The 12,496-nt window shown below is 42.1% G+C and carries 10 protein-coding genes; all 10 read right to left on the bottom strand.

The genetic code is table 11. The annotated features are described in order from the left end of the window. Positions 1 to 8: 8 nt before the first annotated feature. Positions 9 to 1,559, bottom strand: a complete 1,551-nt coding sequence (locus L0M98_RS22010) for a PKD-like family lipoprotein (protein WP_227217832.1) — start codon at positions 1,557 to 1,559, stop codon at positions 9 to 11. Positions 1,560 to 1,575: 16 nt separating this feature from the next. Continuing rightward, positions 1,576 to 2,343 carry a DUF4843 domain-containing protein gene (locus L0M98_RS22005; protein WP_227217831.1) on the bottom strand — a complete coding sequence of 256 codons (768 nt, stop codon included), beginning with the start codon at positions 2,341 to 2,343 and terminating at the stop codon, positions 1,576 to 1,578. A gap of 30 nt (positions 2,344 to 2,373) precedes the next feature. Beyond that, positions 2,374 to 3,834, bottom strand: a complete 1,461-nt coding sequence (locus L0M98_RS22000) for a RagB/SusD family nutrient uptake outer membrane protein (RefSeq protein WP_227217830.1) — start codon at positions 3,832 to 3,834, stop codon at positions 2,374 to 2,376. Between the two features lie 26 nt (positions 3,835 to 3,860). Further along, the gene (locus tag L0M98_RS21995; protein WP_227217829.1) at positions 3,861 to 7,259 is read right to left on the bottom strand and encodes a SusC/RagA family TonB-linked outer membrane protein; all 3,399 of its coding nucleotides are present in this window, start codon (positions 7,257 to 7,259) and stop codon (positions 3,861 to 3,863) included. Positions 7,260 to 7,368: 109 nt separating this feature from the next. Then, positions 7,369 to 8,559: a FecR family protein gene (locus L0M98_RS21990; RefSeq protein ID WP_227217828.1), complete on the bottom strand. Its 1,191-nt coding sequence runs from the start codon at positions 8,557 to 8,559 to the stop codon at positions 7,369 to 7,371. A 124-nt stretch (positions 8,560 to 8,683) separates the two neighbouring features. Then, a complete protein-coding gene (locus L0M98_RS21985) occupies positions 8,684 to 8,848 on the bottom strand; it encodes an RNA polymerase sigma factor (RefSeq protein WP_227217827.1) in 165 nt (54 codons plus the stop codon). After that, entirely contained in the window at positions 8,773 to 9,255 is a 483-nt protein-coding gene (locus L0M98_RS21980) for a sigma-70 family RNA polymerase sigma factor (protein ID WP_227217826.1), read from the bottom strand. The genes L0M98_RS21985 and L0M98_RS21980 overlap by 76 nt, the downstream gene beginning before the upstream one ends. Before the next feature lie 112 nt (positions 9,256 to 9,367). Beyond that, the gene (locus tag L0M98_RS21975) at positions 9,368 to 9,976 is read right to left on the bottom strand and encodes a GNAT family N-acetyltransferase (protein WP_227217825.1); all 609 of its coding nucleotides are present in this window, start codon (positions 9,974 to 9,976) and stop codon (positions 9,368 to 9,370) included. 240 nt (positions 9,977 to 10,216) lie between these two features. Continuing rightward, complete coding sequence (gene glmM, locus L0M98_RS21970; RefSeq protein WP_186975138.1) at positions 10,217 to 11,599, bottom strand: phosphoglucosamine mutase; 1,383 nt, start codon at positions 11,597 to 11,599, stop codon at positions 10,217 to 10,219. Positions 11,600 to 11,762: 163 nt separating this feature from the next. Next, positions 11,763 to 12,137 (bottom strand): glycine cleavage system protein GcvH, encoded by a 375-nt coding sequence (gene gcvH, locus L0M98_RS21965; protein WP_099292104.1) that lies wholly within the window; start codon positions 12,135 to 12,137, stop codon positions 11,763 to 11,765. Positions 12,138 to 12,496 lie beyond the last annotated feature (359 nt).

Genomic DNA, 12,496 nt, shown 5'->3' with positions numbered 1-12,496 from the left:
ATATTTCACTAATACGACCAATTATTATCCATTCTCAAAACATAGCGTGCATATCCTTCTCCCTGCCCAATCATTGCCTTCTCCGGTAATACTGTCATATCAAACTCACCACCGCCATTAAGAAATTCAAACCTATATAATTTCCAACTGTTCTCGATATTTGTCAATACAACCAAACAATTCATCTGCTCGCTCGAGGATTTTCTATTGACAATAATATGCCGAATACAAGATATTTCCTCCCCTGCCGGGAACGTATAAACAACCCGTTCCCGGTTGGCAAGACTGGTATTTGAATTTACAAGGTGTTCGTACAACTGATTACCTTCCGAAAAGAATATTCTCGTTTCCGTCTGGTGGACTTCCATAACTTTAGCTTCCGGCAAACCACTACCGACAGGCAAATCATATTTACCCTTAATCGGATAGTTGGTTGCCACAAAAGCCAAATCCAATATCTCGTACTTTCCTTCCCCATTCCTCCATAACGCGTAGGCAGTCCACGTGGCGGGCGTAACTTTATATTCGTATTTATAATTCCTAAACCGGAATCGTTTCATTTCACTCCCGGTATTAGAAACTCCCCCGTAATTAGCTTCTCCATCCTTGGCTTCATTCAAAAGATTGAATCTCGAATTACCCATGTAAGCATGAACAAAAGAACCGGTTACTTCCTCCCACAAGTAACAAAACTGCGAGTATAAAACCCCCTCTTCAAAAATACGATAATTTTCTGTCCCGTCAATCCCCATCATCGGGTACCCGAATTTCCCTATATTCCCGGAACTCATCAAATAAAACTTCCCGTCCACGTTCACCTCATCCGAAACAGATTCCGTCGCCACATTTAACGGTCGTAAGTTCTCGGGTATTTCATAAAAACAATCATTCCTATATTTCAAAATACCCATATTTTGAGCATCATACACCCGCATATCCTTCTCTGAAATTATCGTGAACGCCTTCTTGTACTCCTTTTTAACTGTCCCGTCTACATTCTCTACTTCTTGGGGGTGCCGTTCTTTAAAGACAATTTTTTTCGCTTTCCCTTCCATCCTGCCACTCCCGAAAATTTCCATTAAATTCTCGGTTGTCTTTCCCCCCTCCAACATATCCACATCCGTATTCATTCCATCGTCTTCTAACACGAACCACCCCGTCGAATAAGCGGTATTGACCGTCAAGTCCAATGTTTTTTTGGAAAATAAATCACGAACAGTATCCCGTACTTCAAACAATAAACTGTAATTGTTTACATCACAATTGACCAACCATTTCAGATCTTTCGTGTGACACAACGTATCTTCCACGCTATAAGCAATTCCCCTCCGATAGAGAAACCACGTGTATTTCAAGTTTCTCTCTCCTTCTATACCAGTCACAACGGGAGTCAATTGTAATAGATCCCCGACCAAGCAATTGAAACTCGAGTCCAATCCTGAAATTTTTACCGGGAATACCTCCCCGGAAGAAATGTAGTCATAATTACCCTTGTCATCTATACACCCGGCGATAAATACCATTACCAACAGGCAACCTATTTCGATATATTTTTTCATTGTCAATCGTTTTTAATTAAGGAAACACAACACAATTCTCACACGCTTTACCATTCTCATGGTGTTTCGTCAAATCATTACAAAGAGGTTCATCATGTGTAGCGTTGTATTCATTGAGTTTTGAATGCGCTTTTTGTTTCAAATACTTTTTATACCCGGCATCATATTCCGCCTCGAAATCATCCAATCCCAAATAGTTCACGATAAACCACATCTTTTGCGAGCTCCATGCCCCGAAATAGGATTTCCAAGCAGAATCCCAATTCGTGGGTATCTCCGCCAATTCCGTCGTTTGAATCATAAAATTGCAATCGGCATCGATACCCCGTTTAAAATATTCGTTCTCCATTATCGCCATCTCTAAACGCTTCTTCTCTGTTTTCAGGGAAATATCGCGCAACAAAATCACCGGGATCCGAGCTGTCACCTGATTGGCTGCCATTACCATAAAACTTCTCACTTCTGCATCGTCAAAGCCAACATAATGCGTACCAGCAATCGCCGCATCCTTCGCGTCCGGATTGATTTGAACAATTTTCACCGGACGAACTTCATTCACGGGAAAACCGACCAACGCAATTTCTATCCATACTGTATCCCGCTCCTGTATCTCAGGCACAATAAAAAAACTTTGCAGAATACTATCTTGTTGTCCCCCTCCATCATCACCTCTCGAAAAACACACCCGAGCCTCTTCTTCAAACACTTGCGCATCATTATGCCCGCATCCTGCCACCAGCAGGAACATTCCGCCAATCAAATATATCCATATATTTTTCATCATATCTATCATAAATTTCATGAACATTAAAAGTTACTCGAACGCTGTCTGACCTTGCGGTTTGGGTATCACGAATCCATTTGCCGGGATCGTCACACTCTGTGGCAAACTCCAACTCGTTTTATTCCAACGTTTGTAATAGTAAAACATCTGCCCTTCACCCCAAAAATCTTTACGATACTCCTTCTCCACCTGATTTTCCCGTTTTGTTTCATCTCCAATCGAAATCGTAAAATCCATTCCTCTCGCTTGACGGAATATCTCGAAATACCCTTGGGCATCCGTCAAAATAGAATTCTCTATCAAAATCAGATACATCTCGGCAAGCCTAATCAATGGTATCATATCTGTTGCCGCAATTGAACTACTCTCGTAATATTTCAGATAATAAGCCCTACTCCCGTTTGTCTGAAAATAACGCCCGCCTTTGCTACGATTATCGGATTCCGGATTTTCATACACTTTTGATATCCAATTATTTTCCAAAAACAATTCAGGAGTAGAAGAAGAGGATGAAGTAATCAATACCCCATTAATAATATTCTGCAAATCCGAACAATTTACCGCAAAAATATGTTCACACGCCATAACCAACGCACCTTTACCCGAATCACTATAAGTACTATTGGTGGCAAGAGTAAATTTGTCTGTTTCGTCTGTATTTCTCATTTCAATCACTTTTTTAGCGCACTTCTCTGCTTGCGTTTTATCACCAATCCATTGATAAAAACGGGCACGGGTGGCATCCACTGCATAGGTATTAAAATGTGTCTGCCGGTAATAATGCCAGTCATCATTGGGTTTATATTTCACGCCATTACCATTAGGATTATTTAAATCATACATGGAACCACTCTTAAAAGGATCGTTCGCAAGATACCCCTCCGCCTTATCCAAGTCTTCCAGAATCATCTTTTTTACCTCCCCGTAAGTAACCGACACCAACTTTGAAGGATCTCGAGTCAATTCAGTCACGTAAGGGATAGCCACAATCCCGTCAGATGCATCAGCCGGAACCGGACCGAACAAACGCAATATATCCAAATGAAGAAACGCACGTAAGCCATAAGCCTCACCGTAAAGCAATTCCTTATTCCCGTAAGTAAAGTTCACGTCTGTCTTATCCAAATTCTCTATCAAATCGTTAATGTGGGCTATCACCGTGTAATACTTGCTCCATATTGTTTTAATCACTTTCTCCACATCCTTGTTACTATAAAAATACGACATGATATAATTTTCTGTCGTGTTATTTGTCTTGTACCAATACCCGGCCAACAAGTCCGGGAAATAATAAGTCGTATTTTTACCGTACAATTCCTTGGAAGCCATCTGGATATAAATTCCATTCATCACATTCTTGAAACCTTTCTCGCTCTGGTACATATCTTCCTCTTTCATCTCAGTACGAGGATTTACATCAAGCCAGTCACTGCAACCGCAATGCAACACGAGGAACCCCACCAATAACCCAATAAAATATCTCTTCTTCATTGTTCTCTGATTTTTCAATTAAACATTTAAAATCTGACAGATAGCGAAAACGAAAACTTTCGAGCGAAAGGATAATTGGTTCCGCGTTCCTGTTTGATGCTCGAAACTCGGAAAATATCCTCACCATATCCCGTCAACGAGAGATAGGATATCGAAAAATTCTTTTTCAACCACTCTGATGTCCACTCGTACCCCAAAGAAACACTACCACATTCCAACGTATTCTCGTCTGCCACGAAACGACTTGTCGCCCGCGTTTCCGACAGATCGGTTACCCCTTTGTACTTGGCTTTATCACCCGGATTTTTCCATCTATCATAGAGCACACGCTTATCCGCATTATTGACCGGATGGATATTTTCTACTTTATTCGCTAATGTTGCGTTGTACATTTGTCCACCACAACGGTAACTGAATATCGCATTTAACGTCCAACCCTTATAACGAAGCATCGTATTAAAATTACCCCACACTTTCGGGTCGGTCACGCCACAAGCCACTTTATCTTTTGCCTCCCAATCATAAGTCCGCGTATGCCCATCTGCTTTCCGGTAAATTTCCTTACCATTCGCCGGATTAATGCCTAAAGAACGTACCGCAAAAATCGTATTCATGGATTGCCCTTCCTTGAAAAGGAAACTGGGATTAGAACCGTCGCTTTCCAATAACTCATCATTCAAAAACTCCAGCGAGTTGGAAATTTTTTTAATCTCATTTTTATTATAAAGAATCGTTCCACCGACAGACCAGAATAGATTCCGTTTTGTGTCCCGTATCAAATAGGCATTCAATAATACCTCGACGCCTTGATTTTGCACTTTACCGATATTCGCCTTGTAACTACCAAAACCGCCGGCCAACGGTAAAGTGATATCTGCCAACATATCGTCTGTCAATTTATTATACCAATCTGCAGTCACTTTTAATCGGCTATCGAATACACTCAACTCTATACCGATATTCAACTGTCCCGTCTTTTGCCATCCCAAATCCGGATTACCAATTCCTAATAGATAAGAACCCGCGTTACCATTATAATTCTGTGTATTAAAATATTTAAACGTACGCATAGCCTGATAAGGTGAGAAATTTTGTGCCCCCGACGTACCATAAGAAACCCGCAGGCGCACCGTATTAAATATCCCGTTACTTTCCCTCATGAAATGCTCCTGATGAATATTCCAACCCGCTCCCACAGACCAGAAAGGTGCGTAACGATTATCCGCACCAAATTTAGACGCCCCCTCCAACTTACCGGAAATATCAATAAAATAACGACGGTCATAGGTATAATTCACATTCACGATGCCCCCCACACGCCGGGAAATTCCTTCGTCTCCATAAGGTGAACTGTTTTTCTCGTAAGAAGCGGCAAGCCCCATAAAATCAGAATAATCATCCGAGATTCCTTCCCCCACGAAAGAAAAACTCTCACTTTTTTCCTCCGCGAAGTTATATCCCAACCCCACGTAAATCTGATGTATATCTTTAAACATTTTATTATAATTCAAGGTAAAGTCCGTCTCGTATTTAAAACTTTCGCCCATACCCATTTTATAAGAACCGCGTCGGTTATAATCATCGCCCGTGTATGTCAAAAAATCAGTATGGCTTGCCGGTTTGTATTTATCCAAACGTGAAGTTTTAGAGGTCACGCTAAATTTACCACGTACCACCAATTCAGGTAAAACTCTCCATTCTATGGCAAAGTTATTGGTTATTTGCGTGTACTTGCTTTCATCTATATTTGGCAAATAAGCGTTATACAACGGATTATACACTTTATTACTATAACTTACCCACACGTCACTCGCATAATTCCGGTCATCGAGAATCATTAATAAATTACCCTCATCATCGTAAGGCTTCCAATAAGAGTTAAGTTTGGTATACAAGGAAAATATCCCGTAAGGAGAATTCCGTGAATTATTCCGCACCACTTGCAAATCATTCTGGAAAGTCAAATTTTTCAATTTATAAGAAAGAAAAATATTACCATTCAGCGTATTCCTCCCCGAGCCTTTCATGGCTCCAGCCACGCTTTTGTACGATAGACCAACAGCGTAACGAATCTCTTCACGTCCTCCCTCCAAACGCAAACTGTGGTTATGTCCCACACCAGTACGTACCGGATATTTCAACCAATAAGTGTTTACTCCCCGTTCGGCAGCCAATAAACGTGAATTATAAATAGTCTCCAAACTATGTTGGGTAGCTCCGGGGCCCCCATTATAAGTGTACAAGCCGGCCAATTTCTCGTATTCCAATTTCTCCCTCGCGTTCAACAAGTTATAGGAAGTCAAATCAGGCGCTTCGATTGCCAATCCACCTTTGTATGTCAATTGTAATTTACCGGTTTCCGGTTGTTTGGTCGTGATTACCACCACCCCGTTAGCTCCCCTAGTTCCATACATTGCCGTCGCACTCGCATCTTTCAAAAGCGTGATGCTCTCTACTTGATTATCATCGAGGTCCATCATTCGCTCCAATGTAATCTCAAACCCATCCAAAATAAACAATGGCATATTCGCCGATTGAGTGGTTTGGGATTCTGATTGCAAATCTTTCACGTTCGAGGTCATACTTGAATTACCGCGAATCGTGATATCCGGCAAACTATTCGGGTCTGAGCCCATAGTCGGATTATCGACGATATTAAAACTCGGGTCTATATTTCTGATTGAACTTAAAATATTTCGATTACCCACCCGTTTTAATTCTGCCGCTGTAATCGTGGTGGCTGCACCTGTATAACTTTCTTTCGCTTTGGTAAATACACCTGTTACGACCACCTCTTCCAAGGCTGCCACATCTTCCTCGAGTACTACCTGAAACGTGGTATCTGTTTTCCCCGTGAAATTTAGCTGTTTACTCTTATATCCTATAAAAGAAAATTCTAACGTACCCTTCTCCCGGGGAAGTTCCAGTTGAAACCGTCCATCCACATCGGTAGCTGTTCCAAGAGAACCCCCGAGTAACTTCACGGTCACCCCCGGCATAGACTGTTCCTTCGTGTCATACACGCACCCTTTCACTCGCACGGACTTTTTCTCGGGTTCTTGCCTTGACGCAATCTTAATAATCACCAAATTATCATCAAAAGAATATGATAGTCCCAAACGAGGCAACAAATCTTCAAGCACCGCCTTTAACTCTTTATTTTCCGCCCGTACACTCACATTCCCCCGGGTCTCGACTTCCCGATGATTATAGAGAAAACTATAACCCGTTTGCCGTTCCAACTCCTGAAAAACTTTCTCCAGTGTCACGTTTTTCAACTCCACAGAAACTTTCGATTGCTGTGCATACACTGCCGCTTGCATCAAGCTAAAAATCAGAAAAATAAACACAATTTTCATCTTCATCATCCATTTCCGGACAAAAATTCCTCCACCGGATTTTGTTCGATTCGATTTTTTTTCCATATCTTTATACATTAGAATTTTACTTCGCATGTAAACCCAAATAACCACACTTCGGTCTACATGCTTTAACTAAAAAAGCTGTTCCACGTCTACGCGAACAGCTTTTTTCTTACTTTATTTTAATAAAAACATTATTCTCTTTTATATCAAACACCACATTTTCCGTTTGCTCGAACTTATCCAACAATGTACGGATATCCTCGTACCGTTTCACTTTTCCCGTGAACTCGACATGTTTCGCACTCTCGTTTTGGTAGAACACGTTCAACCCGTACCATAGAGAAAGTGTCGTCATAATCTCTTCCAACGTCGCTTGCCGGAATTTGTAATACCCGTCTTTCCATGAAGTGTACAGTTCCGTATCCACCATCATCACGTTCGCCTCCCGACTATTTTTATCATACACGAACTGCTCTCCCGGCACTATCCGAAAACTCTCCCCATCACATGCAATCTCCACGCTTCCCTCTACAAGAGTGGTTGCCACCGTTTTCAATTTCTCGTAAGCCTTCACGTTAAAAGAAGTTCCCAACACCTTTACCTCCATCGCTCCCGCGTGTACCAAAAACTCACGTCCGCTATCTTTTGCTACCTCGAACCACGCTTCCCCTCTCAAAAAGACTTCTCTCCTATCTTTTCCAAATACCTCCGGGTAACGAATCTCGGAACCGGAATTCAAAAACACCTTTGTCCCATCCGCCAAAACAAGTTGGTATTCCCCATTTGCCGGAACTGTCAACGTGTTGTACACCATACCCTCCGACATCCTTTTGTTTTCAATTTCCGAGTACACCAATGTATTCCGTTCATTCGTTACCCGCAATGTCGTATCAGCCAAAATCAATTCACTCGTGTCCCGCTTCAACAACACGACCTCTCCACCGCCCAACGTCAACACCACTTGCCCGCTCCCCGGTACAACCCGTTTTTCTTCCAACCGCACTTTGTTTTCTTCCGGTTTCATCCATATCGCCATCCCAACGCCCAACATCAACAACACACCTGCCACACTCGCGCCATATCGCCACCAACTCATCCGCCGCACTTTCCCATTCTCCTTCTGCCTTATCATCTTTTTCTGCATCTCTCCTTCCAACCTCTCGTAGGCTTTTTCCCTATCCAATCCCCCCTTCATCCTTACTAACCCCACGACCTCCCCCAACTCTTCCACCATCATCCTGTACATTCGCTCGTTCCCACGACTCTCTTCACGCCACCTTTTCACGCTCTCCTTCTCCTCCCCTGATACATTCTCCCCCGCTAATTCAGCAGCTATAATTTTTAAAATCTCGTCTTCCATAATCACTATTTTACCCTATAACACCACCACCCCTCAAATCATGTGACAGGAATCTTTATTTTTTTGTTAAAAAATTCGCAACAGCTATACACCTATTGCTAACCCATGTAAAATTACATGCTAATTAAATCGATTTCAGTATTTTATAACAAAACAACAATATTGAAATCATTTGCTCCTTCAAATTCTCACGTAGAAATTTTAAAGAACGCATCAATTGAGTGCGGACGGTATTAATGCTGATTTGTAGTTGGTCGGCAACTTCCTGATATTTTTTCCTTCGGCACACACCATCATAAAAATACGACGGCGTTCAGGGGGAAGTTGATTAATCGTGGAGTATAAAATATCTATTTCAGTCTGCTCGTCTTCTTTCATCATTTCCACCACAGGCATTTCTGCCATCATTTTTTCATGACGAACTTCTCTGCGTTTGCTGCCCCGCAGCTCGTTCAAGGCGGCATTCTTAACCAAATGGAACATGTATTTATCCAAACCGTCAGAAAGGTTGTTATAAAGAGAGTTTTCCCAAACATTCATGAAACAATCCTGCACGACATCCTCCGCCGCATCGACATCTTTAAGGATATTCGTGGCATATAAAACCAACACATCATGATACTCCGAGAAAAAAATCTTGAAAGCTTTTTCTTCGCCGCTTTTCAACGCTGCTAATATTTCTTCTGCCCTTTTCATACATGCCCGTTAATTCTACAAATTAAATAAATATATCACAATAATGCATTATATTTAATCTATTTTTTTCAAATTGACCTGTCAAAAGGCATTCCCCTCCGCAAAAAAACGACTATCCCAACTCTTCCCTCATAACACTGTAATAGTAGAAATCGATCACCTTGCCGTTTTTAACAGCAGCTTTGTGCAAGACGGCTTCCAGTTTGTAGCCTGCTTTTTCCAATACCCGCATCGAACCGGGGTTGTAATCGAACACGAGAGCGTATAGTTTCTGATAACCAAAGGTTTCAAAGGCGTATCGGGTAACGGCAGCCACAACCTTGTGCATGATACCTCTTCCCCAGTAAGGCTCGCCCAGCCAATAACCGATCTCGGCGGTCACACGTTCAATGTCACCCTCGGAACCGAACCCGATACTTCCTACCGCCTTTCCGTCTACCTCAATGGCAAACCGTGTCGGTGGGGCGGGTAAAACATGAACCATACTGATATAATCAAAAGCATCTTGTTTCGTGTACGGATGCGGAAAGTGATCCATCACGTTATTCCAGATCTTTTCATTGTCGGCATTCTCGGCTAATGAATCGCAATCCGAGAACCGCCATTCGCGCACGACAAATCCGTCTCCTTCTATCCTCACTTCACGCCCTTTCTTCCGTAACATTAAGAACTCATTTCCCTGACTCTCCGATCGGGGTAAATCGCTTATACTTGTTTTCATAATTGCCAGATTCGCTCAGAATCTCTCCTTTATCATGGTTTGTTTTTATATTTAAAACAATACAAACATACATAGTTTAACGATATTGTGTACCGCAACCGTGAAATATTTTTTCATGCAATCATTCAGCATATTAACATCTGAATAGACAAAAAAAATAATCCGGATTACGGTACTAATATCAATAAAATATTCCCAACAAACACTTCCTCCGGCAATTCGAGATTAAAAGATTTCCTATTAGCACAAACTCTGTGCAACCTTTATCACTTCTTCTGCCAATTGATTGGCGGCAGCTTCGTCTTTTGACTCGGAATAAATACGGATAATCGGTTCCGTATTAGACTTCCGCAAGTGTACCCACCCGTCCTTGAAATCGATTTTCACACCATCAATATCGGTAATCTCTTCCGAAGCGTATTTTTGCTTCAACCCTTCCAGAATCTTATCGACATTCATGTCGGGAGAAAGAGTCAATTTATTCTTGGAGATAAAATATTGGGGGTAGGTAGCCTTCAATGCTGTCATTGTCTTTCCCTCCGCCACGAAATGAGAAAGGAACAGACCAACACCCACCAAGGCATCACGTCCGTAATGACTTTCCGGGTAAATGACTCCTCCGTTACCCTCACCACCGATCACGGTATGTGTTTCTTTCATTTTGGCGACCACGTTCACTTCCCCAACGGCAGCGGCACTGTAACTCTGCCCGTGAGCCAGCGTCACGTCACGCAACGCACGGGAGGAAGAGAGATTGGATACCGTGTTTCCGGGGGTATGCTTCAATACGTAATCAGCAACAGCAACCAGCGTGTACTCCTCCACGAACATCTCCCCGTTCTCGCAAACCAACGCGAGACGATCCACATCCGGGTCTACCACAATTCCAAGGTCTGCACCACATTCTTTGATCTTTTCCGATATCTGGGTCAGATTCTCCGGTATCGGTTCCGGGTTATGACTGAAATGCCCGGTAGGTTCACAATTCAATTCCACCACTTCTTTCACGCCCAAGGCACGTAACAAAGCGGGAATCACCGTTCCCCCGACCGAATTCACGGCATCTACCACCACTTTCAAGTTAGCTTTGGCAATAGCTTCCGGATTTACTAATTTCAAATCCAGCACATGCCGGATATGGTAGTCCGTGTAATCTTTACAAGTAACCGTTCCCAAATCATCCACCTCGGCATACTCGAACGACTCTTTTTCTGCCATCTGAAGAATTTGTGCCCCATCCTCGGCAGACAAAAATTCACCCCGGTTATTCAACAATTTCAAAGCATTCCATTGTTTCGGGTTATGGCTCGCGGTCAAGATAATTCCCCCGTCAGCCCCTTCAGCCGTCACGGCAATTTCCGTTGTCGGCGTGGTCGCCAACCCGATATTCACCACGTCATGCCCCAAGCCGCACAAAGTGGCTTCCACGAGTTTAGCGTACATATCACCGGAAATACGGGCATCGCGTCCCAACACTATCTTCGCCTTCTCTTTCCCGGCACCGATTTTTAGCCAAGTGGCATACGCAGAAACAAATTTCACGATATCCAACGGAGTGAGATTATCTCCCGGTTGTCCCCCAACCGTGCCGCGAATACCGGATATAGATTTTATTAAAGTCATAACAAGCAATTGAAAATTGAAAATTGAAAATTGAAAATGCCACACATTACCAACTCAACCTTCAACCGTTAAAATCATAAATCATCAAATCACGAAATAAAAAAAGACTGTATCCATTACCCCGAAAGAGATAACGCATACAGTCCTTGTCTTATCAAAAAAATTAGATAGATGCCTTATAAGCGTCAGCGCTCAACAAACCGTCTAATTGTGCTTCGTCACTAATCTTTATTTTGATAATCCAACCCTTTCCATACGGGTCTTTATTTACCAAATCAGGTTGGTCTTCCAGTTCTGAGTTAAATTCCAAAACTTCTCCGGAAACAGGCAAATACAAGTCTGATACGGTCTTTACAGCCTCGATAGTTCCGAAAGTATCACCAGCTTCCAGCTCATCACCTTCTGTTTCAACCTCAACAAACACGATATCACCTAATTGACTTTGTGCATAGTCAGTAATACCAACATATGCTTCTTCACCTTCAACACGAATCCATTCGTGTTCTTTAGTGTACTTTAATTCTGCAGGTACGTTCATTATCTTATAAGTTAATTTAAATTTGACAATTATTATAAGGCACAAATATAAGGAAAAATTTAAACTCCAATCACTGAAACTGAAATTTTAGAGCTGATTTATCACTTTTGCATTTAACCATTTCATTCTCAATAAGAATATCCTGTATTCCTTTATCCATAAGCGTTCCAAAACACTCAAACTTTAGTGAAATCGTATTTTTTTTCTATTTTTCGGTATCAAAATGTTGCAGAATAAGAAAAACTACCTATCTTTGCACCGCAATTGAGAACAACAGCGGTTGTTTGATGCAAAAAAAAGGTTCGGTAGTTCAGCTGGTTAGAATACATGCCTGTCACGCATGGGGTCGCGGGTTCGAG

This window comes from Butyricimonas sp. DFI.6.44 (assembly GCF_022132345.1).
Classification (GTDB): Bacteria; Bacteroidota; Bacteroidia; order Bacteroidales; family Marinifilaceae; genus Butyricimonas; species Butyricimonas muris.
Note: the sequence above shows the minus strand (reverse complement) of the source record. Positions and strands in the feature narration are given on the sequence as shown.

Bases quoted from the DNA above. Each gene is read 5' to 3' on its own strand.
- L0M98_RS22000 (WP_227217830.1), bottom strand. From the start codon at position 3,834: ATGAAGAAGAGATATTTTATTGGGTTATTGGTGGGGTTCCTCGTGTTG.
- L0M98_RS22010 (WP_227217832.1), bottom strand. From the start codon at position 1,559: ATGAAAAAATATATCGAAATAGGTTGCCTGTTGGTAATGGTATTTATC.
- L0M98_RS21980 (WP_227217826.1), bottom strand. From the start codon at position 9,255: ATGAAAAGGGCAGAAGAAATATTAGCAGCGTTGAAAAGCGGCGAAGAA.
- gcvH (WP_099292104.1), bottom strand. From the start codon at position 12,137: ATGAACGTACCTGCAGAATTAAAGTACACTAAAGAACACGAATGGATT.
- L0M98_RS21990 (WP_227217828.1), bottom strand. From the start codon at position 8,559: ATGGAAGACGAGATTTTAAAAATTATAGCTGCTGAATTAGCGGGGGAG.
- glmM (WP_186975138.1), bottom strand. From the start codon at position 11,599: ATGACTTTAATAAAATCTATATCCGGTATTCGCGGCACGGTTGGGGGA.
- L0M98_RS22005 (WP_227217831.1), bottom strand. From the start codon at position 2,343: ATGATGAAAAATATATGGATATATTTGATTGGCGGAATGTTCCTGCTG.
- L0M98_RS21995 (WP_227217829.1), bottom strand. From the start codon at position 7,259: ATGGAAAAAAAATCGAATCGAACAAAATCCGGTGGAGGAATTTTTGTC.
- L0M98_RS21975 (WP_227217825.1), bottom strand. From the start codon at position 9,976: ATGAAAACAAGTATAAGCGATTTACCCCGATCGGAGAGTCAGGGAAAT.